This window comes from Aeromonas sp. QDB68, from assembly GCF_027707405.1.
Lineage (GTDB): Bacteria > Pseudomonadota > Gammaproteobacteria > Enterobacterales > Aeromonadaceae > Aeromonas > Aeromonas caviae.
This window is the reverse complement of record NZ_JAPCIQ010000059.1, coordinates 1-25,973: the sequence shown is the minus strand read 5'-3', so window position 1 is coordinate 25,973 and position 25,973 is coordinate 1. Positions and strand designations below refer to the sequence as shown.

The 25,973-nt window shown below is 59.3% G+C and carries 23 protein-coding genes; 11 read left to right on the top strand and 12 right to left on the bottom strand.

From position 1 onward, the window contains the following. Window positions 1-130 precede the first annotated feature (130 nt). Window positions 131-1,942 (bottom strand): translational GTPase TypA, encoded by a 1,812-nt coding sequence (gene typA / locus PG892_RS15505; protein ID WP_043153538.1) that lies wholly within the window; start codon window positions 1,940-1,942, stop codon window positions 131-133. Between the two features lie 350 nt (window positions 1,943-2,292). Here typA and glnA point away from each other — a divergent pair, with 350 nt between their 5' ends. From glnA to add, 5 genes are all read left to right on the top strand, one after another. Continuing rightward, window positions 2,293-3,702, top strand: a complete 1,410-nt coding sequence (gene glnA / locus PG892_RS15500; RefSeq protein ID WP_010672526.1) for a glutamate--ammonia ligase — start codon at window positions 2,293-2,295, stop codon at window positions 3,700-3,702. A 191-nt stretch (window positions 3,703-3,893) separates the two neighbouring features. Then, window positions 3,894-4,463, top strand: a complete 570-nt coding sequence (locus PG892_RS15495) for a DUF4124 domain-containing protein (RefSeq protein ID WP_270825559.1) — start codon at window positions 3,894-3,896, stop codon at window positions 4,461-4,463. A gap of 86 nt (window positions 4,464-4,549) precedes the next feature. Beyond that, window positions 4,550-5,605: a nitrogen regulation protein NR(II) gene (gene glnL / locus PG892_RS15490; protein ID WP_103858173.1), complete on the top strand. Its 1,056-nt coding sequence runs from the start codon at window positions 4,550-4,552 to the stop codon at window positions 5,603-5,605. Window positions 5,606-5,614: 9 nt separating this feature from the next. Then, window positions 5,615-7,033 carry a nitrogen regulation protein NR(I) gene (glnG, locus tag PG892_RS15485; RefSeq protein WP_010672523.1) on the top strand — a complete coding sequence of 473 codons (1,419 nt, stop codon included), beginning with the start codon at window positions 5,615-5,617 and terminating at the stop codon, window positions 7,031-7,033. A gap of 141 nt (window positions 7,034-7,174) precedes the next feature. Beyond that, window positions 7,175-8,176 (top strand): adenosine deaminase, encoded by a 1,002-nt coding sequence (gene add / locus PG892_RS15480; RefSeq protein WP_010672522.1) that lies wholly within the window; start codon window positions 7,175-7,177, stop codon window positions 8,174-8,176. A 69-nt stretch (window positions 8,177-8,245) separates the two neighbouring features. Here the strand turns inward: add and hemN are convergent, their stop codons facing one another. The 4 genes from hemN to PG892_RS15460 all read right to left on the bottom strand — a co-directional run bounded on the left by hemN (window position 8,246) and on the right by PG892_RS15460 (window position 12,099). Then, window positions 8,246-9,619, bottom strand: a complete 1,374-nt coding sequence (hemN, locus tag PG892_RS15475; protein ID WP_104453196.1) for an oxygen-independent coproporphyrinogen III oxidase — start codon at window positions 9,617-9,619, stop codon at window positions 8,246-8,248. A 28-nt stretch (window positions 9,620-9,647) separates the two neighbouring features. After that, window positions 9,648-10,088, bottom strand: coding sequence for a DUF2489 domain-containing protein (locus PG892_RS15470; protein ID WP_039039514.1), 441 nt, complete (start codon window positions 10,086-10,088; stop codon window positions 9,648-9,650). Between the two features lie 11 nt (window positions 10,089-10,099). Next, a complete protein-coding gene (yihI, locus tag PG892_RS15465; RefSeq protein ID WP_010672519.1) occupies window positions 10,100-10,681 on the bottom strand; it encodes a Der GTPase-activating protein YihI in 582 nt (193 codons plus the stop codon). Between the two features lie 800 nt (window positions 10,682-11,481). Continuing rightward, entirely contained in the window at window positions 11,482-12,099 is a 618-nt protein-coding gene (locus PG892_RS15460) for a c-type cytochrome (RefSeq protein WP_042882257.1), read from the bottom strand. 143 nt (window positions 12,100-12,242) lie between these two features. On the opposite strand from PG892_RS15460, the gene yihA reads away from it, so the two are divergent. Further along, window positions 12,243-12,896, top strand: coding sequence for a ribosome biogenesis GTP-binding protein YihA/YsxC (yihA, locus tag PG892_RS15455; RefSeq protein WP_042882255.1), 654 nt, complete (start codon window positions 12,243-12,245; stop codon window positions 12,894-12,896). 982 nt (window positions 12,897-13,878) lie between these two features. Here the strand turns inward: yihA and aroE are convergent. The 7 genes from aroE to PG892_RS15420 form a co-directional block, all read right to left on the bottom strand. Next, window positions 13,879-14,700, bottom strand: a complete 822-nt coding sequence (gene aroE, locus PG892_RS15450) for a shikimate dehydrogenase (RefSeq protein ID WP_041214090.1) — start codon at window positions 14,698-14,700, stop codon at window positions 13,879-13,881. Window positions 14,701-14,803: 103 nt separating this feature from the next. Continuing rightward, window positions 14,804-15,712: an oxygen-dependent coproporphyrinogen oxidase gene (hemF, locus tag PG892_RS15445; protein WP_180907122.1), complete on the bottom strand. Its 909-nt coding sequence runs from the start codon at window positions 15,710-15,712 to the stop codon at window positions 14,804-14,806. Between the two features lie 100 nt (window positions 15,713-15,812). Then, window positions 15,813-16,373: a Sua5/YciO/YrdC/YwlC family protein gene (locus PG892_RS15440; RefSeq protein WP_039039520.1), complete on the bottom strand. Its 561-nt coding sequence runs from the start codon at window positions 16,371-16,373 to the stop codon at window positions 15,813-15,815. A gap of 273 nt (window positions 16,374-16,646) precedes the next feature. Further along, a complete protein-coding gene (locus tag PG892_RS15435; protein ID WP_041214092.1) occupies window positions 16,647-17,204 on the bottom strand; it encodes a DNA topoisomerase family protein in 558 nt (185 codons plus the stop codon). Window positions 17,205-17,259: 55 nt separating this feature from the next. Further along, window positions 17,260-17,733: a DUF494 family protein gene (locus PG892_RS15430; protein WP_010672510.1), complete on the bottom strand. Its 474-nt coding sequence runs from the start codon at window positions 17,731-17,733 to the stop codon at window positions 17,260-17,262. Then, window positions 17,726-18,841, bottom strand: coding sequence for a DNA-processing protein DprA (gene dprA, locus PG892_RS15425; RefSeq protein ID WP_128345209.1), 1,116 nt, complete (start codon window positions 18,839-18,841; stop codon window positions 17,726-17,728). The genes PG892_RS15430 and dprA overlap by 8 nt, the downstream gene beginning before the upstream one ends. Before the next feature lies 1 nt (window position 18,842). Continuing rightward, window positions 18,843-19,931, bottom strand: coding sequence for a LysM peptidoglycan-binding domain-containing protein (locus PG892_RS15420; protein WP_128345206.1), 1,089 nt, complete (start codon window positions 19,929-19,931; stop codon window positions 18,843-18,845). Window positions 19,932-20,039: 108 nt separating this feature from the next. Here PG892_RS15420 and def point away from each other — a divergent pair, with 108 nt between their 5' ends. From def to PG892_RS15395, 5 genes are all read left to right on the top strand, one after another. Continuing rightward, window positions 20,040-20,552: a peptide deformylase gene (gene def, locus PG892_RS15415; protein WP_010672507.1), complete on the top strand. Its 513-nt coding sequence runs from the start codon at window positions 20,040-20,042 to the stop codon at window positions 20,550-20,552. Between the two features lie 12 nt (window positions 20,553-20,564). Beyond that, window positions 20,565-21,509, top strand: coding sequence for a methionyl-tRNA formyltransferase (fmt, locus tag PG892_RS15410; protein ID WP_042864604.1), 945 nt, complete (start codon window positions 20,565-20,567; stop codon window positions 21,507-21,509). Between the two features lie 60 nt (window positions 21,510-21,569). After that, entirely contained in the window at window positions 21,570-22,862 is a 1,293-nt protein-coding gene (gene rsmB, locus PG892_RS15405; RefSeq protein ID WP_010672505.1) for a 16S rRNA (cytosine(967)-C(5))-methyltransferase RsmB, read from the top strand. A gap of 74 nt (window positions 22,863-22,936) precedes the next feature. Beyond that, the gene (gene trkA / locus PG892_RS15400; protein ID WP_010672504.1) at window positions 22,937-24,313 is read left to right on the top strand and encodes a Trk system potassium transporter TrkA; all 1,377 of its coding nucleotides are present in this window, start codon (window positions 22,937-22,939) and stop codon (window positions 24,311-24,313) included. 93 nt (window positions 24,314-24,406) lie between these two features. After that, window positions 24,407-25,849 carry a TrkH family potassium uptake protein gene (locus tag PG892_RS15395; protein WP_010672503.1) on the top strand — a complete coding sequence of 481 codons (1,443 nt, stop codon included), beginning with the start codon at window positions 24,407-24,409 and terminating at the stop codon, window positions 25,847-25,849. Window positions 25,850-25,973 lie beyond the last annotated feature (124 nt).

Sequence of the window (25,973 nt, the reverse complement as noted above, 5' to 3'; positions counted from 1 at the left end):
GGCATATGGATTTAGGGACTCAGAATACTTTTTTCTGAAAATCAAGGCGGCCTTCCCCGGAAAGCCGCGATGAACCATAAAAAAAGAGGCCATAAGGCCTCTCTTTGGTCTGTCGATGAACAGCTCTCGATCAAGCACGACCGGCGCGCTTGCGATCCATCTCGGTCAGCAGTTTCTTGCGGATACGGATGGCTTTCGGGGTGATCTCGACCAGCTCGTCGTTGTCGATGAACTCGAGAGCCTGCTCCAGGGTCATGCGGATCGGCGGAGTCAGCACCTGGGCTTCATCGGTACCGGAGGCACGCATGTTGGTCAGCTGCTTGCCTTTCAGGCAGTTGACGGTCAGGTCGTTGGAGCGGGAGTGGATCCCGATCACCTGGCCTTCGTACACCTCGGTCGCGTGACCGATGAACAGACGACCACGGTCTTGCAGACCGAACAGGGCGAAGGTCAGAGCCTTGCCGGTGGCGTTGGAGATCAGCACGCCGTTCTGACGCTCACCGATGCTGCCACCCTTGTGCGGACCGTAGTGGTCGAAGGTGTGATACAGCAGACCGGTACCAGAGGTCATGGTCAGGAACTCGGTCTGGAAGCCGATCAGGCCACGGCTCGGGATGATGAAGTCCAGACGGACGCGACCCTTGCCATCCGGGGTCATGTTGGTCATCTCGCCTTTACGCAGGCCGAGCTGCTCCATCACGGAACCCTGATGCGCTTCTTCCACGTCCACAGTAACGGTTTCGAACGGTTCTTGCAGTTCGCCATCCACGGTACGCAGGATAACTTCCGGACGGGATACCGCCAGTTCGTAACCTTCGCGACGCATGTTTTCGATCAGGATGGAGAGGTGCAGTTCACCACGGCCGGAGACGCGGAACTTGTCCGGATCTTCGGTCTCTTCCACGCGCAGGGCCACGTTGTGGACAAGCTCCTGGTTCAGACGCTCCAGAATGTTGCGGGAGGTGACGAACTTGCCTTCTTTACCGGCGAACGGCGAGGTGTTGACCTGGAAAGTCATGTTCACGGTCGGCTCGTCAACGGAGAGCGGCGGCAGGGCTTCGACGGCACTGTTGTCACAGATGGTGTCGGAGATCTTCAGCTCGCCCAGACCGGTGATGGCGATGATGTCGCCCGCTTGCGCGTCGGTCACTTCGGTACGGGACAGGCCCAGGTAGCCCAGCACCTGACCGACCTTGCCGGTACGCGGTTTGCCGTTGGCACTGACGATGGTGACCTGCTGGTTGGTCTTGACGCGACCACGAGTGATGCGGCCGATACCGATAACGCCCACGTAGGAGTTGTAGTCCAGCTGGGAGATTTGCATCTGGAAGGCACCGTCAACGTCGCCCTTCGGGGCTTCCACGTTGTCGACGATGGCCTGGAACAGGGGTTCCATGTTCTCGGACGGGACGTCCTGATCCAGGGTGGCCCAACCGTTCAGTGCAGAGGCGTAAACAACCTTGAAGTCCAGTTGCTCATCGGTGGCACCCAGGTTGTCGAACAGATCGAAGACCTGATCCATTACCCAGTCAGGACGAGCACCCGGACGGTCGATCTTGTTGATGACCACGATGGGCTTCAGACCCTGGGCGAACGCCTTCTGGGTCACGAAACGGGTCTGCGGCATTGGGCCGTCAACGGCGTCGACCAGCAGCAGCACGGAGTCAACCATGGAGAGTACACGCTCAACTTCACCACCGAAGTCGGCGTGACCCGGGGTATCCACGATGTTGATGCGGTAGTCGTTCCAGCGGATCGCAGTGTTCTTGGCGAGAATGGTGATGCCACGTTCCCGTTCCAGATCATTGGAGTCCATGATCCGTTCCTGACCTTCGCTGGTGCGATCCAGAGTGCCGGATTGCTGCAGCAGCTTATCAACCAGAGTCGTTTTGCCGTGGTCAACGTGCGCAATAATCGCAATATTGCGTAAATTCTCTAACATTCTCGCCTCAAATCACCGGGTAAAATTGGGCGCTAATTGTACTCTCGCCTTTGTGATCTGCCTAGCAGAATTGCAACACATTCACACACAACAAAGGATCAGGATCATGGACCCCGCAGCAAAAGGCTGCTTAGATGGCCTGGATACGCTGGCGCACCATCTCGGTGCACCAAAACGATCCAAGGTTGCACCACTTTAATGCAGCAACCGGCATGAGAACGGGTTTTTCGACAGCCTGAAACGGTGCAAGTGCCCTGAAATCAAGCTGTCACAAACTTGGCACGATACTGGCTTATGTGAATGTGACGACGCATTCACCCAAAGAGTTTTAACACCGGAGGTTACTTAGCATGTCAGCCCAGAACGTTTTGGCCCTGATCCAGGAACACGAAGTCAAGTTTGTTGATCTGCGTTTTACCGACACCAAGGGTAAAGAGCAGCACGTATCCATCCCTTCCCACCAGGTTGACGAAGACTTCTTCGAAGACGGCAAGATGTTCGATGGTTCCTCCATCGGCGGCTGGAAGGGCATCAACGAGTCTGACATGGTGCTGATGCCGGACCCGGCTTCCGCCAAACTGGACCCGTTCACCGAAGAGACCACTCTGAACATCGTCTGTGACGTGCTGGAACCCGCCACCATGCAAGGTTATGACCGCGATCCGCGCTCCATCGCCAAGCGTGCCGAAGATTTCCTGAAGTCCAGCGGCATCGCTGACACCGTGCTGTTCGGGCCGGAGCCGGAATTCTTCATGTTCGACAACATCACCTTCTCCAACACCATGGGCCACAGCTTCGTGAAGATCGAATCCGAAGAAGCTGCCTGGAACTCCGGTACCGACTACGAGCACGGCAACAAGGGTCACCGTCCGTTCGTCAAGGGTGGTTACTTCCCGGTTGCCCCGGTTGACTCCTCCCAGGACATCCGTGCCGCCATGTGCCTGGTGCTGGAAGAGATGGGCCAGGTCGTCGAAGCTCACCACCACGAAGTGGCGACCGCCGGTCAGAACGAGATCGCAACCCGCTTCAACACCCTCACCCTGAAGGCTGACGAAGTGCAGGTCCTGAAGTACGTGATCCACAACGTGGCCCACGCCTACAACAAGACCGTCACCTTCATGCCGAAACCCATGTTCGGTGACAACGGCTCCGGCATGCACTGCCACCAGTCCCTAGCCAAAGACGGCGTCAACCTGTTCGCAGGCGACCTGTACGGCGGTCTGTCCGAGATGGCACTGCACTACATCGGCGGCATCATCAAGCACGCCAAGGCCATCAACGCCTTCGCCAACCCGACCACCAACTCCTACAAGCGTCTGGTGCCGGGCTATGAAGCACCGGTCATGCTGGCCTACTCCGCCCGCAACCGCTCTGCCTCCATCCGTATCCCGGTCGTGCCGAGCCCGAAAGCCCGCCGCATCGAAGTACGCTTCCCGGATCCGGCTGCCAACCCGTACCTGGCCTTCGCGGCCCAGCTGATGGCCGGTCTGGACGGTATCATCAACAAGATCCATCCGGGCGATGCCATGGACAAGAACCTGTACGATCTGCCGCCGGAAGAAGCCGCCGAAGTGCCGACCGTTGCCGGTTCCCTGGACGAAGCGCTGTCCGCACTGGATGCAGACCGTGAGTTCCTGACCCGTGGTGGCGTGTTCAGCGATGACTTCATCAACTCCTACCTGGAACTGAAACAGCAGGATGTTGACCGCGTGCGCATGACCCCGCACCCGCTGGAGTTCGAGCTGTACTACTCCGTCTAATCCGCTTTCCCATGACAAACCCGCCATCTGGCGGGTTTTTTTCATTCTGGCAACGGAAATACCGCCGAACGGGCACGATCATGCAGAAAGATGATCCCGTTCACGGAGCCGTACCACCCTCGGCTGTTCACACCCCGACCCCGTGGTTTTTCTCTGATAGGATTAAGGTGAACCCCGTCAAGGAGAGATGGATGAACACTGTACCCTGGCTGCTGAGCCTCCTGCTGATGGCCTCCTGTTCCGCACAGGCCGCCCGCGTCTACTCCTGGGTCGATCCCCAGGGGGTGACCCACTACACCGATGCCCCCCCTCCCGGCAAGAGCGCAAAAGAGGTGGACCTGCGGGTCTCGCCGCTCATCGGCACAGCCCCCCACTCGGTCCAGGTGGACAACTTCAACAGCCTGACCGGTGTCGATGCCAGGAAAGCCCTGGAAGCGGCTCCCCTGGAGATCGATCTCATCTCTCCGGAACCGGGCAGTACATTGCGCGACAATACCGGCAACATCGTCTTCCAGGGCGAGATCTCTCCCCATGTCCCGGTGCAATACGATGTGCGCCTGATCCTGAACGGCAAGGCGGTGCCCCTGGTTCACAACAGCCTGGCCATACGGGTGGAAAACCTCGATAGGGGCGCTTACGAGGCACGGCTCGAGTTGCTCGCCAAAGACGGTACGATCCTTGCTAAATCTAAGCCAACCACCTTTTACCTGCACAGGGCGTCGGTGAATCAGGCTCCCAGAGCCGCCCCCAAGGCCAATTAGGGGTGATGTGACGCACCGATGCGGGTAAACTTGATGCACTATATTGGTGCATTCTAGGTGTACAGCACCGTTTTAGGGAGAAACCTGTGCCAACCCGCTCGGACAACGCCAAGACACTCTTGGACAACCTGCTGACCGCCGTCATTCTCATGGATGAACGTCTCTGCATTCAATTCGTCAACCCGGCGGCAGAGCAGCTGCTTTCCCTCAGCGAACGACGACTGATCGGCATCGAACTGCCCCACCTGCTGGAACACATCTCTCTCGATCTGCAGCGTTTCAAACAGTGCCTCATTTCGGGGCAGGGCTTCACCGACAGCGAAGTCACTCTGGTGGTGGAGGGGGAACCCAGGCTGGTGGAGATCAGCGTCAGCCCCATGGCCGATCATGAACAGCGACTGATGGTGGTAGAACTGCGCAAGATCGATCAGCAGAAGAAGATCAGCCAGGAGCTGCAGCAACACGCCCAGCAGCAGGCCGCCAAGGAGCTGGTGCGCGGCCTGGCGCACGAAATCAAGAACCCCCTGGGGGGATTGCGCGGCGCGGCCCAACTGCTGCAAAAGGAGTTGCCCGACCCGGCCTTGCGTGAATACACCGGCATCATCATCGAGCAGGCCGATCGCCTGCGGGTGCTGGTCGACAGGTTGCTCGGTCCCCAGCGTCCCGGCCGTCACCAGATGCACAACGTTCACTCCGTGCTGGAGCAGGTGCGCCGTCTGGTGGACCTGGAGCTGCCGCCGCAGATCCGCATCGAGCGGGACTACGACCCCAGCATCCCCGAATTCGAGATGGAATCGGACCAGCTGCAACAGGCGTTCCTGAACATAGTGCGCAACGCCGCCGAGGCCCTTGGGGATCAGGACGGCCTCATCCGCATCAAGACGCGCACCGCCTTCCAGATCACCATCCATGGCCAGCGCTATCGCCTGGCGGCCGAAATCAAGATCATCGACAACGGCCCCGGCATTCCCGACGCCATTCGCGACACCCTCTTCTATCCCATGATCACCGGCAAGGACGGGGGAACAGGCCTGGGCCTCTCCATCGCCCAGAACCTGATCGATCAGCACAAGGGGCGCATCGACTGCATCAGCTGGCCGGGCCACACCGAATTCACCATTTATTTACCACTTCGCAAGTAAGGGAACCTCATGACAGCAAAAGTGTGGATCGTCGATGACGACAGCTCCATCCGGTGGGTTCTGGAGCGCACCCTTGGCAGCGAAGGCTTCGAATGCGAAAGTTTCGCCGACGGCGAAGCCCTGCTGAGTTCACTGGAGATGCGCTCACCGGACGTGATCCTCTCGGATATTCGCATGCCGGGCATCGACGGCCTGAGCCTGCTGGAGCAGATCCATCGCCGCCAGGCCGATCTGCCCATCATCATCATGACGGCCCACTCGGACCTCGACTCCGCAGTCAACGCCTACCAGCGAGGTGCCTTCGAATACCTGCCCAAGCCGTTCGACATCGACGAAGCGGTCACCCTGGTACGCCGGGCCGAGAACCACCTCAAGGAGCAGCGGACCAAGCGCAAGGCTCGCCAACAGGAAGCCACCACCACCCCGGAGATCATCGGCGAAGCCCCTGCCATGCAGGAGGTGTTCCGCGCCATCGGCCGGCTGTCGCGCTCCAGCATCTCGGTGCTCATCAACGGTCAAAGCGGTACCGGCAAGGAGCTGGTTGCCCATGCCCTGCACAAGCACAGCCCCCGGGCCCACAAGAACTTCATCGCCCTCAACATGGCGGCCATCCCGAAAGATCTCATCGAATCCGAGCTGTTCGGTCATGAGAAGGGAGCCTTCACCGGCGCCAACAACATTCGTCACGGCCGCTTCGAACAGGCCGATGGTGGCACCCTGTTTCTCGACGAAATAGGCGACATGCCGCTGGACGTGCAGACCCGGTTGCTGCGGGTTCTGGCGGACGGGCAGTTCTACCGGGTTGGTGGCCACCAACCGGTGCAGGTGGATGTGCGGATCATTGCCGCCACCCACCAGAATCTGGAGAAGCGGGTCGCCGACGGCGAGTTTCGGGAAGATCTGTTCCACCGCCTCAACGTCATCCGCATCCATATTCCGGCCCTCAAGGAGCGCCGGGAGGACATCCCCCAGCTGGCCCAGCACTTCCTGCTGCGAGCCGCCAAGGAGCTGAACGTGGAGGCCAAGAGCCTGCACCCGGATACCCAGACCTACATCAGCCGCCTCCCCTGGCCAGGCAACGTGCGCCAGCTGGAGAACGTCTGCCGCTGGCTGACGGTGATGGCCTCGGGCCAGGAGGTGCTGGTAGGCGATCTGCCCACCGAGCTGCTGACTCCCATCACCAGCACCGCCGAGCCGGGCCAGCCCGCCCTGACCGGTGGCTGGCAGCAGCAGTTGCAGGACTGGGTGGCCGCCAAGCTGGCGCTGGGGGAGACCGATATCCTGGCGGATGCCATGCCCCAGTTCGAACGGATCATGCTGGAGACAGCACTGGATCACACCCACGGTCACAAGCAGGAGGCAGCCCGCCTGCTCGGCTGGGGCCGCAATACCCTGACCCGCAAGCTCAAGGAGCTCGACATTCCCTGAGCCTGCGGGAAAAACGATTCCCATCACGCCTTGAGGGAAAGCCTGACCAATCACACCCCGTTTGCTTGCAAACGGGGTATCTTTTTCAGGCGCCCCGCCTAGAATGGCAGGCTTTCCAACCCGACTCGCAGAAGGTGCCCCATGATTGACAGATCCCTCCCCCTGACCGACCTGCATCGCCATCTGGATGGCAACATCCGCCCGCAGACCATTCTCGAGCTGGGACGTCAGCACAACATCCGACTGCCAGCCGATGAACTGGAGGCCCTGCGCCCGCACGTGCAGATCGTCGAGAACGAGCCGAGTCTGGTGGCCTTCCTGAAGAAACTGGACTGGGGCGTGGCCGTGCTGGCCGACTACGATGCCTGCCGCCGGGTCGCCTACGAAAACGTGGAAGATCTGCTGCGTGCCGGGATCGACTATGCCGAGCTGCGTTTCAGCCCGGCCTACATGGCGATGACCCACAAACTGCACCCGCAGGGCGTGGTCGAAGCCATCATCGACGGTGTGGCCGCAGGCAGCCGTGACTTCGGCATCAAGACCAATCTCATCGGCATCATGAGCCGTACCTTCGGCACCGAGCAGTGCAAGCAGGAGCTGGATGCCTGTCTGGCTCATCGCGATCGCCTGGTCGCCATCGATCTGGCCGGCGACGAACTGGGCTTCCCGGGCGAGCTCTTCACCGACCACTTCCGCCGGGTGCGGGATGCAGGCATGCGGGTCACCGTGCACGCCGGTGAAGCCGCCGGCCCCGAGAGCATGTGGCAGGCCATTCGCGAGCTGGGAGCCGAGCGCATCGGCCACGGCGTCAAGGCCATCCAGGATCCGGCCCTGATGGCCTATCTGGCCGAACACCGCATCGGCATCGAGTCCTGCCTCACCTCCAACCTCCAGACCACCACGGTGGCGAGTCTGGCCGATCACCCGATCCGCCAGTTCCTGGCCGCCGGCGTGCTGGCCTGCCTCAATACCGACGATCCGGCGGTGGAGGGGATCGATCTGCCCCATGAATACGAGGTGGCGGCCCCGGCTGCCGGCATGACGGTGAGCGAGATCCGCACCGCCCAGCAGAACGGCCTGACCCTGGCCTTCCTGAGCGAAGCCGAGAAGGCCGAGCTGAGTGCCCGTGCGGCTCAACGTTGAGCAGGGGTAAAACCCAATAAAAAAACCGCCGAAAGGCGGTTTTTTTATTGTCCCACGACATTGCCCGGCCTAGATCACCCGGGAGAACTGCTGCTGGCGCGCCTTGCTGCGCAGGTAGACATCGAAGCACATGCAGATGTTGCGGATCAGCAGCTGACCGGTGGAGACCACCTCCAGCCCCTCTTCGGTCATGCGCACCAGACCGTCGTCGATGAAGGTCTGCAACAGCTTGAGATCCTCGGCAAAATACTCCTTGAACACCAGGCCGTGGGCCTGCTCCACAGCGGCGAAGTTCAGGGAAAAATCGCAGATGAGGCGCTTGATCACCTCACGACGGATCAGATCGTCCCGATTGAGGGAGCACCCCTTCCACTGGGCATGGCCCAGTGACTCGACCTGTGCATAGTAGGTTTTGAGATCCTTCTGGTTCTGGGAATAGGCATCCCCCATCATGCTGATGGAAGAGACCCCCAGCCCCAGCAGATCGCAATCCCCCTGGGTGGTATAGCCCTGGAAGTTGCGATGCAGCTTGCCCTCGCGCTGGGCGACGGCCAGCTCGTCATCGGGCTTGGCAAAGTGGTCCATGCCGATGAACTGATAACCCTGGCCGGTCAGGAAGGCAATGGTGTCCTGCAGCATGGCCAGCTTCTCCTGCGGCGCCGGCATGTCCGCTTCTTTCAGCTTGTGCTGGGCGGCAAAACGGCTCGGCAGGTGGGCATAGTTGAAGATGGAGAGGCGGGCCGGGTCGGTCTTGAGCACCTCTTCCAGGGTGTGATGGAAGCTCTCCCGGTTCTGGTGCGGCAGACCGTAGATGAGATCCAGATTGGTGGAGCGGAACCCCAGCTCGCGGGCACGGACCAGCATGGCGCGGATGAAGTCGTTGTCCTGCTCCCGATTGACCGCGACCTGGACCGTCTTGTTGAAGTCCTGAACGCCGAGGCTGATGCGGTTGAAACCGAGCTCCCGCAGCACATCCAGCATGGACAATTCGATCTCGCGGGGATCCACCTCGATGCTGATCTCCCCCTCCTCGGCGAAGTGGAAGTGCTCCCGCAACATGGCCATCAGGCGACGAGTCTGGGGGTCGCTCAGATAGGTGGGTGTACCGCCACCCCAGTGCAGCTGGGTGACCAGTCTCTCCTTGAACAGGGGGGCCTGGGCCTTGATCTCCTGTTCGAGGTAGTCGAGGTATTGATCTGCCTTGTGCTGGTGCCGGGTAATGACCTTGTTGCAGCCGCAGTAGTAGCAGAGCTTGTGACAGAAGGGGATGTGCACGTAGAGCGACAGATTGCGTGCAGGATACTGGCCCGCTGCCTGGACAAAGTCCGGATAGCCGAACCCCTCGTTGAACTCCAGCGCAGTGGGATAGGAGGTATAACGCGGACCACTGTAGTTGTATTTTTCGATCAGGGCCTGATCCCACACAATCTGTTCTGCTTGCACGCTTGCTTCCTCTGTCTTTGTCATGGGCTCACCGGCTTAACTGAAAATCCTTCAGTCTGGCGACATCCTCAAGGATCTGCGCCTCCAGCTCGGCCTCGTAGCCGCTGCGTTCGAGATCCATCTTCATCACTTCATTGCGCTTGAGTGCCCGCCTCGCCTCATGGGTCGGCATCTCCTTCACCTTCTCATAGAGGCCGTAGAGCCCCGGGAACTCGGTGGCAAAGGCGCGGCCCCCCTTTATTTGCAAGGCATCCAGCAGATTGGTCAGCCGGATGGCGCCTTCTGAGTAGTCGCACTGACCATCTCGTACCGCGTGGGCGATCACCCTGACACTCTCCAGAATCCGCTCGTTGCGGGCCGCAATGGCGTGCTGCTGCATCTCTTGCTGGCGTTTGAGACGCGCCATCAGGGTGCCGGCATAGACGGCAAGCCCCAGCAAAATCAGGCCACCCAACAGGGCGGCCAGCATCCATCCACTCATCACTTTTTCTTCGGCTCGGGTTTGGCTTCAGGCTGGTAGTCCGCCTGAGAGAAACGCTCCCACAGCTCCTCTTCGGAGGCAGGCTGACTCGGCTCATCAAAATCGGCATCATCAAAATCCATGTCGCCATCTTCGTCATCGTCGTTGTCGATGATGCCGAGCTCGTCCATCAGCTCCTGATAACGGTCAACCCGCTGATCGACCCATGCCTGCTCTGCGGCCTCCAGGGTTTCACCGGCATCCAGACGATCCAGCAAGGCATTGAGGCGATCATCATTTTCGATGGACGCCAGCTCCTGCTCGGGGGTCATCACCACCCGCTTCTCTTTCGCAGGCTTGGTCGCCACCGGCTTGCTGCCCTTCTCGTCGGCAATCAGCACGATGGGCTTGCGAGAGCCGATGCGTGGATCCTTGACCTGCTTGGAGCCACTCTTTTTGCCCGCCTGCTCGACCTGTTGGCGGGAGCCCGCCTTCAGGCCCTTGCGCTTGGCGGCGCGCTTGCGCTCACGACCTTCCTGGGCACTGGCATCTGATTCTTTGCGCTTGCCGGTAGGCTTGCGGTTGGGTTGTTTGGCCGACATGAATGACTCCGACAAATAACTGAATGGAAACCCCCGGAGCGTGTCGTCCGGGGAGGATGCTGAAGCGGGGAACAGTAAATATGGAACAAGAGTGGGATCCCGCACCAATTCGACCACTTTGGGTCGCTGAACACCGCAGGATCGGCATCCTCTGGGCATGTTGTTGGTATTTTGACACAGAATGTCTTGGCGGGTTAATGACCCAATAGAAAAAAGGCAGCCGAAGCTGCCTTTTTCCATCATGCGAGTTCCATTCCCTGGTAGCCAATCGCCTTATCCCTGGGCGAACCACTGCGCATCATTTCGTTGGATCATCCTGATCCTTATTGACCAGTCCTGAGTGTGCGTGTGTTTGTTTGTCTAACCCAAACCGGCGACATCCTGCCTCCCATCGGGGTGGTTGCCTCCCGCAGCCCCGCTCATCCCTGGCGGTCACTATCCTGGCTTTTTGCATCTATTGCTCATCGCATGCTCCGAGCCGACATCCTGTCAAACCGAAGACGGGTCTTGCACCCTCTCTCCGGCCAATCCTGATTGCCTACTGTAACTTCTTCGCCGGATGACTCAATCAACCAAAGCACATTTCGAACTGGTACAAAGTGATGTTCTATTTCTTAATTCATTGAAAAATAAAATATAAAAAAGTATACGTGAGCAATCTTTCAGACACGACCAGCCCCGTATATAGAAGATCTCTTACAGCAACGCCGGCTGTTTACGGGCGATTGCTACAACCTCAAAAAAGAACAGGGAACACAATGGTTCCCTGTTCTTTTCAACAAGATAACTAACAGGCTATATCAGTGAAGCCCCGCCACATACTTGGAGAGCGCCTCGATGTCCTGATCCGTCAGCTTCTTGGCCACATCCCGCATCATGCCATTGGGATCGTTGTCGCGGGTCGCCGAACGAAAAGCGGTGAGCTGGGCCTTGATATAGGCGGGATGCTGTCCTGACAGGCTGGGGTACTTCGCTTGCTCGACGCCGGAACCCCGTGGGCCATGACAGGCGGTACAGGCGGCCAGGCCTCGCTCCATGTCTCCCCCCATATAAAGCGCCTTGCCTGCGGCAACTACATCATCGGGCACGGCAACCGGCGTCACCTTCTGGCTGGAGAAATAGGCGGCAAGATCGTCCATATCCTGCTCGGACAACGGCAACGCCATGGGTCCCATGACAGGCGCAACCCGACCAGTTTGGCCAGAAGCTGCAGCCTTCAGTTCAACTAATTGTTTTTTGATATATGATGCGTGCTGACCAGCAATCTTGGGATACATGTCGACTGGGCTGTTGCCGTCCGGTCCATGACAGGCCGCACAGACGGCAGCCTTGGTTTGTCCCGCAGCGGCATCGCCCTTGGCTTGTGCCATCCCAGTTACGCCAACCATCAGAGCAAGTGTAATGACTAGGTTCTTCATGGCGTTCCAACTTTCTCGTTATTAGGCTTCCAGATCCCATGCCGCTGAAGGCATGTTAAAATAAACGCGTTCAAGCGACGCCATTTTACACTATTTCACAAAAAAGTAACTCTATAACCCTCTATCTCTATGGGGAATTTACGTTGGAAACACAAACTCTGAATTTCAATAAGGTGCATTTTGTGACCAGCGCACCCGACATCCGCCACCTGCCAAATGATGGGGGTGTCGAGATTGCGTTTGCCGGTCGTTCCAACGCTGGCAAATCGTCTGCATTGAATACCTTGACCAAACACAAGAACCTGGCGCGTACCAGTAAGACCCCTGGCCGTACTCAGCTGATCAACCTGTTTGAGCTGGAACCGGGCAAACGCCTGGTTGACTTGCCTGGCTATGGATATGCCCAGGTTCCGCTGGAAATGAAGCTCAAGTGGCAAAAGTCACTGGCTGAATACCTGCAACGACGGGAGTCCCTGAAAGGGCTGGTGATCCTGATGGACATCCGCCATCCGCTCAAGGAAACCGACATGAACATGCTGGAATGGAGTTCACACCGTGAACTGCCGGTGATGCTGTTGCTGACCAAGGCGGACAAGTTAAGCCCGGGGCCCCGCAACAACCAGGTGATCAAGGTTCGTCAGGCGGTGGCAGAACTGGGCCCGCAGATCCAGGTTGAAGCATTCTCTTCTCTGACCAATATCGGCGTCGAGAAGCTGGCCCAGACCCTGAGCGGCTGGTACCTGTCCGAAGCAGACAACGCCCAGGTAGACGACGAAGATAATCAGAACGAGGAGTAAACGACTCCTCTCCCTGGCTGCAATTGGCGGAGTTGGACCTCCGCTGATTGAAAGGCTTTCATGATCCCCCCATCTCCGAGCCCTCCCTCCCCGCCTTCGCCACCTCTGAAGAAAAACCTCAAAAAATATATTTAAATCATACTGATAGCATGTTTAGACGCGAAAAGAATTAACTAATCATCAACCTGATACCGTTTTCATGGATATCGAGTAAAAAATCAGAATTGAAGGCTGTAACAAACGAAACTGAAATTTAATTACACGATGAGGCAATATAGGGATAAAAATGAGGCCGGTCTTGCCATTGCAAACCGGCCTGAAGAAATGAGTTCAAAAATTTGGGAAAAAGCGAGTTCTCGAGAACAAAGACGATTGGTTTTCCTCAAGAAACGCCTTCATTCTAACAAAGAACGGCAATAATTAAAGCATTCACTCTAAACGTTACTCATAAAAAAACGCCCCGACGATGACTCATCGGGGCTGCTATTCAGCCACATTCAATTACGTGAAATAAAAGGTCTGAAAGATAGAACATCTTACCTCTGTACCCTACGCCGACAACTGTACAGCAAAGCAGCAGAAAATGAAAGTAATTTATGTAATTTAATTTCAAGGGTAGGAAAAAGAAAAAATATTCATAATTTTCATGCAGATAAAAAAATCCCCAGTACGAATACCGGGGAGTTATAAAGGTGACTAGCTAGCACTTCCTCAACTATCCAGTTAGTCAGCAGTCCGTTACAGAAGTTCCGCTGCTTTGAGAAAAAACTCAAAAAAAATTCTGCGCGCTACGGCAAATTAAAAGTAACTTATTGTTAGATAATGATTTTATAAAATGGTGCCTGTTCTGCCACACCCCCACCACAGAACAACCGTTTCACGTCACACGTGTCGTGCCGCATCCTGATGGATGCCCCCTATCCAGCGATGCAGAATCTCTACATCAGATCTGCCGACAGCCCAATAGAGCACACTAGCTGGTTCACACGACGCCCAGATTGCGCTGCAACTCTCTCAATACCTGCTTGGTGCCGGGCCGGATCCCTCGCCATACGGTAAAAGCCTCCGCAGCCTGTTCGACCAGCATGCCCAATCCATCCATGGTATGGCGCGCGCCATGTTGTTTGGCCCAGCCGATGAAGGCTGTGTCCGTTGCGCCATACATCATGTCGTAGATCGCGATGTCCGGGTGGATGAGGGTTGGCGCCAAAGGTGGCAACTCACCTTGCAGACTGGCTGAGGTGGAATTGATGATGAGATCGAACGGCCCCACCAGCTGTTCATAGGATTGAGCCGTGATGCTGCCCAGATCCCTGAATTCCACAGCCAACTGTTCCGCCTTGGCATGGGTACGGTTGACCACAACGATCTCGCCCGGTGCTTCCGCCAGCAGGGGGGCCAGGGCGCCACGAGCTGCGCCACCAGCTCCCAGAAGCAGGATCCTGCTACCGGCAAGGTTCACTCCGTGAGCCTTGAGATCGGCGACCAGCCCGGCGCCGTCGGTATTGTCACCCAGCAGCACGCCATCATCAGTCAGTTTGATGGTGTTGACCGCTCCCGCCCGCTTGGCCCTGGGGCTCAGCCGCTCCACCAGCACGAAGGCTTGCTCCTTGAAAGGTACGGTCACGTTGCACCCCTTCCCTCCTTCGGCGAAGAAGTGGTTCAGAGCGCTGGCAAACTCATCGACGGCCGGTTCTGCCAGACCATACTCCAGCTCTTGCTGGGTCTGCCTGGCAAACAGGGTATGAATGAAGGGAGATTTGCTGTGGCGCACGGGGTGGCCAAAAACCAGATAACGATCCATCAAGGCGTTCCTTTTGAGGGCAATATCCCGATTTAACGGGTTTTCTCATGAAGGAACAAGCCGAATATCGGCCAATAACAAGGGGCCATCATGGCCCCTCTGGTCACAACCACTCGCGCGGTTTGAGGTAGTCGCTGTAGAGCAATGCCTCCGGGCTGCCAGCCTCCGGCTGCCAGTCGTACTCCCAGCGCGCCAGCGGCGGCATCGACATCAGGATGGATTCGGTACGCCCCCCCGTCTGCAGTCCGAACAGGGTCCCGCGGTCGTAGACCAGATTGAACTCCACGTAGCGGCCACGGCGATAAAGCTGGAACGCCCGTTCCCGCTCCCCATAAGCAAGCTCCTTGCGTCGCTCGACAATCGGCAAGTAGGCCGCGAGGTAACCCTCACCCACTGCACGCATGAAGGCAAAGCAGTCGGCAAAGGGCCAACGGTTCAGGTCATCGAAGAAAAGACCACCCACCCCGCGCGTCTCGCCCCGATGCTTGAGGAAGAAGTAACGATCGCACCAGGATTTGAACTCGGGATAAATGTCGGTGCCGAACGGCTGACAGAGCTCATGGGAGACCTGGTGCCAATGCCTCACGTCTTCTTCGAACGGATAGAAGGGCGTCAGGTCGAAGCCGCCACCAAACCACCAGATCGGCTCCTCCCCCTCTTTCTCGGCGATGAAGAACCGCACATTCGCATGGCTGGTCGGTACATAGGGATTATGCGGGTGGATCACCAGCGATACCCCCATGGCCTCAAACCTGCGGCCAGCCAGTTCGGGACGATGTGCGGTCGCGGATGCCGGCATGGCATCGCCATAGACATGGGAGAAGTTGACCCCACCTTGCTCGATCACCGCCCCCTGACGCAGCACCCGTGTTCTACCGCCACCACCACCTTCGCGACTCCAGGCATCTTCCACAAAGCGCCCGTATCCATCGGCCTGCTCCAGGCCACGGCAGATATCATCCTGCAATTGCAGCAGGAAGGCTTTTACCTGGGCCACATCCGGTTTGCTCATTTTATCTCCTGTCAGACAGGCATCATGCATGCACTGCCTGCACTTCTCGTAATGTCATGACCTCATCGCACAACCTGCATGAAACAGGGCCGTGCCCAACTCAGGATGGGCGAATGATGGCCCCGGTGCGGGCGTCCTTGATTTCGGACGGGTTGGCTTGCCCCCCGACTTCGCCGGGCAGAATGTAAGCCAGCTGGCTTGCCAGCAGATCGCCAATATCAGCCACCCGGCGAGCGGGCTCCTCACCGGTGAGATTGGCACTGGTGGACACCAGCGGTTTGCCAAATGCCCGGCAAAGTCCTTGCACCTGGGGATGGCCTGTGACCCGCACCGCCAGGGTCTCGAACTGACCGGTCAACCAGGACGGCGTCGTCGCGCGAGCGGGCATGATCCAGGTGAAGGGACCAGGCCAGCTCGCCTGCACGCGAGCAAGCTGCTCATCGCTGAGCTGGCTCAGGTCGATGTAGTCCTGCAATTGCGCCAGATCTGCCGCGATCAGGATCAATCCCTTCTCCACCGGCCGCTGCTTGATGGCCAGCAGCCGCTGCACGGCGGCTTCGGAATCAGGATCACACCCCAGACCAAACACGGCTTCGGTGGCATAGGCGATAACCCCTTCTCCTTGAAGGGCGGCAACCGCTTGTTCAAATTCATTTGGCATAAGCACATGCGACAGCCACGCTGCCGCCTCTCATCACTGGATTGTATGTTGAACCGACATGACGGCATCGGGGCCATCACTGCTGCGATATGGGCTATATCCCTGCTCCTCTTCAGTCATGCATTTCGGCTCAGACGCTTGCGTGCATCAGTGAACCGAACAACCGCAGGGAGCTTGAGATGGCGATCAGGAGCAGGGCGACTTGGGCGATGCGCATCGGCTCACAACCTCACGCTGACCAGCAATCCGCCAGCCTGATCACGGGCGGCGAGATTATACCCGCTCAATCTGGTGGGAGCATTTCTTTTGCGGGCAGACCCAGCGCAGGTTTCCCCGCACCTTCTTCTCGACCATGATGCCCCAGCCACACTCGGGACAGGGCATGGGAACCGGCTTGTCATTCACCACATACTTGCAGTGAGGATAGGCGTCACACGAGTAGAACTGTTTGCCATAACGGGATGTGCGGCTCACCAGATGACCTTTGCCACACTCCGGGCAGAGGATTTGGGTATCGTCACTCTCCTGAAGGGATTCGATATGCTGACAGGCCGGGTACTGGGTACATCCCACAAACAGACCGTAACGACCCTTCTTGATGGCCAGTGGATGGCCACAATCCGGACAGGACGACCCCTCGAGCACTTTCTCTATATCGCGGCCAGAGGGGGTGAGGGAGCGAATGTAATCGCAAGCGGGATAGGCTGAACAACCAAGGAAGGGACCGTGCTTGCCCTGGCGGATCACCAGTTCAGCACCACACTGCGGGCACGGCTCGCGCTCGAAGGCATGTTCGTGGGCAGAGAAGAGGTGGTGATCGATCTTTGACATGGGCCGCGCCTTGAAATCCAGATGGCCTGAATTCTACCAGCGCGGCACCGGGCTGTCAGTGGATGACGCCGTCCGACTCGTCAAACACCAGCTCTTCCATCTGCTGGTAGGCGTTTTCGCTGCCTGGCACATTGAACAGCACCATCATGACGACCCACTTCAGATCGTCCAGCTCGATGTCCGGCTTGTCCAGCTCGAGCAACCGTTCGATGCAGATTTCACGGGTTTCGGCATTCAGCACTTGCGCCTGCTCCAGGAACAGCAGGAAACCGCGACATTCAGTACTGAGGCGAACCAGCTCCTGCGGCGCATAGATCCGCATAGAGCCCTGCTGGCTTGCGGTGACATAGACTTCCCGCTCGCTGTCGTGCAGGTTGGCCAGTCGCTCCAGCCAGTTGAGCGCTTTCTCGATCTCGTCCTTGTCGAAACCGGCCCGGCTCAGTTCGTCGGTGAGTTCATCCTGCTCGACCATCACATCTGCATCGCTGTGGATGTAGGTCTCGAAAAGGTACATCAATACATCAAACATGATTCGCCCTCCTCGCTCTGACGTATCCACCGGCTACCGCCATCACTGCACCAACCAGCTCCAGCTCTACCAACCTGCCCAGTACGACATCGACAGGAAGCCGGGCCCGTTCGGCAACGGTATCCACGCTCGTGGTCTCATAATCTACGTTATCCAACAAATCGGCATAAGGCAATTCGCTATTATGCTGCGCCTCGGAAGAACCGTTGACTGGTCCGGGGGGCAAGACCAGCCTTGGAAACTCTTCCAGGATATCGGCGGCATTCAAGACCAGCTTGGCACCCTGTTGAAGCAGACGGTTGCACCCTGCTGCCTGTGCATTTTGCGGAGCGCCGGGAACGGCAAAGACCTCGCGGCCCTGCTCCAGCGCATAACGGGCCGTGATGAGCGAACCACTCTGTTCTGCCGCTTCCACCACCAGTGTCCCCAGCGACAGACCACTGATGATACGGTTGCGGCGAGGAAAGTGTTCAGCCAGGGGGCCTTGCTGGGGCGCCAACTCGGAGACAAGCAGACCTTCCTGCTCGAGGATCTGCATCGCCAACCCCTGATGACGCTTGGGGTAGAGACAATCCAGACCGGATCCCAGCACCGCCAGGGTGATTCCGCCCGATGCCAGCGCCTGCTGATGGCAGACGCCATCGATGCCCAACGCGAGGCCGGAGGTGATCGCCAGACCACAGCCCACCAACTCGGCACACAAGCGTGTCGCATTGTCTTTGCCGGCATAGGTGGGGTGGCGGGTACCCACCATCGCCAACTGTGGCAGGGAGAGGGATGAGACGTTCCCGCGGCAGTAGAGCAAGAGCGGTGCGCCGGGGATCTCTTTGAGCAGGGCAGGATATGCGGGGTCATCGGGACAGAGGAGGTGATTGCCGGGCTCGGCGGCCCAGCTCAATCCCTGCTCCACGACGGGAAGAGGCCATCTCATCTGCTGAATCTGGGCACTCTGCAGACCAAGAACTCGCAGGGCGCCATCGTCTGAGTCAAACAGAGTTGTGATGTCACCACCCACATGAGCCAGCAGGCGAGCGGCGGTGACCGGGCCTATGCCTGTAACGGCATCCAGCGTCAGCCATAGCGACAACCGCTCCAGTGGCAAGGACACGTTAGAAATTACTGACCTGATAACCAGAGCCGACCAGATCCTGACTCTGCAGGATAAGACCGTAACTCAATTTGTCGTAGACCTTGAACAACATGACTCTGGCAACGGCCTCGGCAGGCAGCGATGACTTGCCGGCAGAATAGAACGCCTTATCATAGACGGATGAATATTCCCGGTATGACACCTTGCCATTCTTGTCCACCATCTCGGCTCCTGGGCGCAGGATCTCGAGCACATCGCCCGGGGCCACCTGATCACGCTCCCCCTTGTTGATGAGTACCACATCAAATTTGCCCCCACCATGTGCCTTGCTCGGCAGCTCGATCACATAGCCGGGGGAAATGGAGGGTGCCGCCTTTGGCATGAACACGGCAGAGATGCTCTCCTGCGACGGCAGCGGCATCACCTTGTCGCCCTGATACACCTCACGCCGGTTATGGGTCAGCGTCACTTTGGTGGTGTCGTGGGCAAGGTACTCCTCTGCCCGCACCGTGCCGACAAAAATCGCCTCCTGACCGAGCGACTCGCCAGTATGCTTGTCCTTGTATGCCACCCCCGGGCGATAGAGGCCATAACTCTGACCCGGGTTCAAGGCTCCTTTCACATAGAGAATGTCGCCCTCCAGCATCCCGACATGCTTGTCATTGTTGCCGAGCACATAGGGCAAGTCCTTGCTCTGCTGGCTATTGGCCAGAATGTGGTCGGTCTGCAGGAAGGGCGCTATCTCACTCAGAGGCAGGGTCGGTATGGGATTGGCCTTGTTTTCATAGCGGTTCTTGGGCGAGAGACGGATGACCTGCTTGCCCCCCTGACTGGCTTTGCCGAGCCGAGGCTCACCATTGACCCAGCTCAGGTGTAGCACGTCACCGGGATAGATCCAGTGGGGATTGGCGATCTGCGGATTGATGTTCCAGAGGCGTGGCCAGAGCCAGGGTTCGGCCAGATACTGGCCCGAGATATCCCAGAGGGTGTCCCCTTTTTGCACCACATAAGTCTCGGGGTAACCGGATTTGAGCGTCAACTGCTGTGCCATGGCGCCACCGGCCAGGGCTGTCGCCAGGCAGGCGACGACGATTTGCTTCAGATACATAACACTCCCTGTTACTTCTGCACGCAAAGTGTTGCTGTTTTTTGTCGGCGTAAATGACTAGAATTACGTCAATATTGACTGCGTTTATATGAAACTAAAGAAAAAATTATGGCCATTCTAGATGTATTGCGTTTCCCCGATGAGCGTCTGCGCACAGTCGCGGCCCCTGTCGAAGCCTTTACACCCGAGTTACAACACATTGTAGATGATATGTTCGAAACCATGTACGCGGAGGAAGGCATCGGCCTGGCCGCGACCCAGGTCGACATTCATCAGCGCATCATCGTCATCGATGTCTCCGAGAACCGCGAAGAACAGCTGGTGTTGATCAACCCGGAGATCCTGGAGCAGTCCGGCAGCACCGGCATCGAAGAGGGCTGCCTCTCCGTGCCCGGCAACCGTGCTCTGGTTCCGCGCGCCGAGTGGGTCAAGGTCAGGGCGCAAGATCGCCACGGCAACACCTTCGAGCTGGAAGCGGACGATCTGCTCGCCATCTGCATACAACATGAGATGGATCATCTGGTCGGCAAGCTGTTTGTGGATTACTTGTCCCCGCTCAAGCGCCAGCGTATTCGTCAGAAGCTGGAAAAGATGGCCCGTGAAGATCGCAAAGTCCTCTGAGGATCCGCTCCATTGAACAAGCTGAAACTGATTTTTGCCGGTACCCCCGACTTCGCCGCCCGTCATCTGGCGGCGTTGTTGTCTTCCGGCCACGAGGTCGTCGCCGTTTATACCCAGCCGGACAAGCCCGCCGGTCGCGGCCAGAAGCTCACTGCCAGCCCGGTCAAGGAGCTCGCGCTGGCCCACGATCTGCCGGTCTATCAACCTGCCTCCCTGCGCAATGAAGCGGCGCAGGCCGAACTGGCTGCTCTGGGTGCCGATCTGATGGTCGTCGTGGCTTATGGCCTCATCCTCCCCAAGGCGGTGCTCGATACGCCGCGTCTGGGTTGCATCAACGTGCACGGATCCCTGCTGCCGCGCTGGCGCGGTGCCGCCCCGATTCAACGCTCCATCTGGGCGGGGGATGCCGAAACCGGCGTCACCATCATGCAGATGGACGTGGGGCTGGACACCGGCGCCATGATCCGCAAGGTAACCTGCCCCATCGCCAGTGATGAGACCTCTGCCAGCCTCTATGACAAGCTGGCCGGTCTGGGCCCGCAGGCACTGGTCGATACCCTGGACGCCATGGCTGCCGGCGACACCGCCGCCGAGCCCCAGGACGATGCGCTGGCCAACTACGCCGAGAAGCTTTCCAAGGAAGAGGCCCGCATCGACTGGTCGATGGACGCCGTTGCCATCGAACGCTGCATCCGTGCCTTCAACCCCTGGCCCATCAGCTGGTTCGACGTCGCCGGACAGACCGTCAAGGTGTGGCAGGCCGAAGTCCTTCCCCAGGCGCACGGCCAGGCAGCCGGTACCCTGCTCAAGGCCGACAAACAGGGGATCGAGGTTGCCACCGGTCAGGGCGTGCTGCGCCTGCTGACCCTCCAACCTCCCGGCAAGAAGGCCATGTCCGTTGCGGATCTGCTCAACTCTCGCCGCGACTGGTTTGAACCCGGCACGCAACTGATTTGATCTGGATTGAATTGACACAAGCGGGGCCCTGGCCCCAACTTGTGCATCTAAGGTAACGCTATGAAAACACGCGCACAGGCTGCTCTCGTCATTCAACAGGTGCTGGATCAGGGTCAATCTCTCTCCGCCGTTCTGCCTGCTGCCCAGGAGAAGGTCGCCCCTCGCGATCGCGCCCTCCTGCAAGAACTCTGCTACGGCACCCTGCGCTGGCTGCCCCGTCTCGATGCGGCGGTCAGCGAGATGATGGACAAGCCGCTCAAGAACAAGAGCCGCATCTTCCACTACCTCATCCTGGTCGGCCTCTACCAGCTCATCTATACCCGCATTCCGGCTCACGCCGCCGTGGCCGAGACCGTCAACGCCGTCAAGCTGCTCAAGGGTTCTTCCCTGCGCGGCCTCATCAACGGCGTACTGCGCAACTTCCAGCGCAGCGCCGAAGTGATCCTGCTGCGCATCGACCGCGTCCCCAGCGTCCGCCTCGGCCACCCCGAATGGCTCACCAAGCGCCTGCGTCAGGCCTATCCCGATGACTGGGAGTTCATCATGGAGGCCAACAACCAGCGCCCGCCCATGTGGATCCGCAACAACAGCCAGCGCCAGAGCCGCGAGGCCATGCTGGCCCGCATGAGCGAGGCGGGCATCCCGGCCATGGCCGGTGTGGAAGGGGAAGATTGCATCCTTCTGGAGCGCCCCTGCGACGTGACCAAACTGCCCGGCTTCGAGCAGGGTGACTGCTCGGTGCAGGACGGTGCCGCCCAGCAGGCCGCCGCCCTGCTCGATCCCCAGCCGGGCGAGTGGGTGCTGGACGCCTGCGCCGCCCCCGGCGGCAAAACCGCCCACCTGCTGGAACGCCAGCCGGCCCTTGCCGGCGTGGTTGCCGTCGACGCTGATGACAACCGCCTCAAGCGGGTGCAGGAGAACCTGGATCGTATCGGCCTTCAGGCCCAAGTGATCCACGGTGATGCCAGCACGCCGGATCTGTGGTGGCCACAGGGGCAGTTCGACCGCATCCTGCTGGATGCCCCCTGCTCCGCCACCGGCGTCATCCGCCGTCACCCCGACATCAAGTGGTTGCGCCGGGATCAGGACATCCGCGAACTGGCCGAGCTGCAACGCCGCATTCTCGATGCCCTCTGGGGCAAGCTGAAGCAGGGCGGCACCCTACTCTACGCCACCTGCTCCGTGTTGCCGGAAGAGAACCGGGAGCAAATCCGCGCCTTCCTGGCCGATACCCCGGATGCCCGCCTAGTGCCGTTGCATGCAGAAGACACCCCGGCCTGTCCGGGTCGCCAGTTCCTGCCCGGCGAGGCGGAGATGGACGGCTTCTACTATGCCAAGCTCATCAAGCTGTAGGCCGAACCGGCGGATGGCAGGCCCGGTGACGGGCCACCTCATTACGAAGCAACAACCTTGAGTAAGATGGCCTTATGAAAATCATCATTCTGGGCGCAGGTCAGGTGGGTGGCACCCTGGCCGAGAATCTCGCCGGCGAGAACAACGACATCACCATCGTCGACACCGACAGCGAGCGCCTGCGCGAACTGCAGGACAAATTCGACCTGCGGGTGGTGAACGGCCACGGCGCCCATCCCAGGGTGCTGCGCGAAGCCGGCGCCCAGGATGCCGACATGCTGGTCGCCGTCACCAACAGTGACGAGACCAACATGGTCGCCTGCCAGGTCGCCTACTCCCTGTTCAACACCCCGAACAAGGTGGCGCGCATTCGCTCCCCCGCCTATCTGGTGGAGCGGGATCGCCTGTTCCTGCCCGAATCCGTCCCCGTGGACCACCTGATCGCCCCCGAGCAGCTGGTGACCGACTACGTGCGTCGCCTGATCGAGTATCCGGGGGCGTTGCAGGTGGTGGATTTTGCCGACGGCAAGGTGGGCCTGGTGGCGGTCAAGGCCTATTACGGCGGCCCCCTGGTGGGCAATGCGCTCTCCACTCTGCGGGAACACATGCCCAACATCGAAACCCGGGTCGCCGCCATCTTCCGCCAGGGGCGCTCCATCCGCCCCCAGGGCACCACCATCATCGAAGCCGATGACGAGGTGTTCTTCGTGGCTGCGGCGGGCCATATCCGCGCCGTGATGTCGGAGCTGCAACGCCTCGAGAGCCCCTACCGGCGCATCATGATCGTCGGCGGCGGCAACATCGGCGCCGGTCTCGCCCGCCAGCTAGAGAAGCGCTACAGCGTCAAGCTCATCGAGCGCAACCAGAAGCGGGCGGAGCAGCTCTCCGAGCATCTGGAACACACCATTGTCTTCTGCGGCGATGCGGCGGATCAGGAGCTGCTGGCGGAGGAGCACATCGACCAGATCGACGTCTTCATCGCGGTGACCAACGAGGATGAGGCCAACATCATGTCGGCCCTGCTCGCCAAGAAGATGGGGGCCAAGAAGACCATGGTGCTGATCCAGCGCGGCGCCTACGTGGACCTGGTACAGGGCGGCTCCATCGACATCGCCATCTCCCCCCAGCAGGCCACCATCTCGGCCCTGCTGACCCATGTGCGCCGCGCCGACATCGCCAACGTCTACAGCCTGCGCCGCGGGGCGGCCGAAGCCATCGAGGCGATCGCCCACGGGGACGAGAACACCTCCAAGGTGGTGGGCAAGACGGTGGGCGAGCTCAAGCTGCCCCCGGGCACCACCATAGGCGCAGTGGTGCGCGGTGATGAGGTGCTGATCGCCCACGATCGTACCCAGATACAGCAGGATGACCACGTGGTGATGTTTCTGGTGGACAAGAAGTACATCCCGGAAGTGGAGCGTCTGTTCCAGCCCAGTCCCTTCTTCCTGTAAGCCGGCCATGTCTCTGGCAACGGTATCCGGACCCGGCCCCTTTTCTCAGGAAAGGTCCGGGTCTTTTTTCAATCAACGACCAGGTTATCTTGCATGATCAAGCTGCATCCCATCGTCTTCACGCTCGGGCTGGTACTCTCCAAGCTGGCGCTCTTCATGTGGCTGCCCACCCTGCTGGCCCTGCTGACCGGTTCGGAAGGTTTCGTCGAATTTCTCAAATCGGTCTTGATCACCCATGGTGCCGCTCTGCTCTGCCTCCATTACGGTCGCAAGGCAGAGTTTCACCTCGGCGTGCGGGAGATGTTCCTGCTCACCACCTCGGTCTGGGTGGTCGCCTGCGTCTTCGGGGCCCTGCCCTTCGTCTTCATCACCCATATCGACTTTGCCGACGCCTACTTCGAGACCATGTCGGGGGTCACCACCACGGGATCCACCGTGCTGTCGGGGCTGGACGGCATGGCCCACAGCATCCTGCTGTGGCGATCCATCCTGCAGTGGCTGGGCGGGGTCGGCTTCATCGTGATGGCGGTGGCGGTGCTGCCCTACCTCAACGTCGGTGGCATGAAGCTGTTCCAGACCGAGAGCTCCGATTGGTCCGACAAGAGCGCCCCCCGCGCCAAAACGGTGGCCAACAACATAGTGCTGGTCTACCTGGTGCTCTCCATGCTCTGCTTCCTCGCCTACTGGGTGAGTGGCATGAACCTGTTCGAAGCGGTCAACCACGCCATGACGACCCTCAGCACCGGCGGCTACTCCACCTCGGACCAATCCATGTCCCACTTCTCCCACGCGGCGCACTGGATAGGCACCCTCTTCATGTTCCTCGGTGGCCTGCCCTTCCTGCTCTATGTGCAGGCTCTCTCCCGCCGTGACAACAGCCTGTTCAAGGATGCCCAAGTGCAGGGCTTCTTCTGGCTGATCGTCTGGGTGACCCTGGTCGTCACCTTCTATCTCTGGGTGAGAGACATCTACGGCTTCATGGATGCCTTGCGCATCAGCAGCTTCAATATCGTCTCCGTGCTCACCACCACGGGTTTCGGACTCGGCGACTTCGGCACCTGGGGCCCGCTCACCACCATTATCTTCATCATCCTGCTGGCACTCGGCGCCTGCTCCGGCTCCACCTCGGGCGGGCTCAAGATCTTCCGGGTCCAGGTGGCCTTCGCCCTGTTCAAGAAACAGATGCGCCAGCTGATGCACCCCTCCGCCGTGTTTCCCCAGAAGTACAACGGCCGTCCGGTCAACGACGCCATCATCCGCTCCCTGATCTCCTTCGTGCTGGTCTACTTCGCCATCATCCTGCTCATCGCCGCCCTGCTCGCCGCCATCGGGCTGGACCCCCTGACCGCCATCTCGGGCTCCATTACCGCCGTGGCCAACGTGGGCCCGGGCATGGGGCCTGTCATCGGTCCCAGCACCAACTTCGCCAGTCTGCCGGATGCGGCCAAGTGGATACTGTCGTTCGGCATGCTGCTGGGACGCCTCGAGATCCTGACGGTGGCGGTGCTCTTCTTCCCCTCCTTCTGGAAGCAATAAGCAGCCGTCCAGGCTGTTGCATGAAACGAAAAGGGCAGCCAATGGCTTAATGCCGATCAGTTAAGGATCCATTGACCGATCCTCAGGCTGTGTAAGAATCCGAAACTCCTTGTTGGGTTTCGGA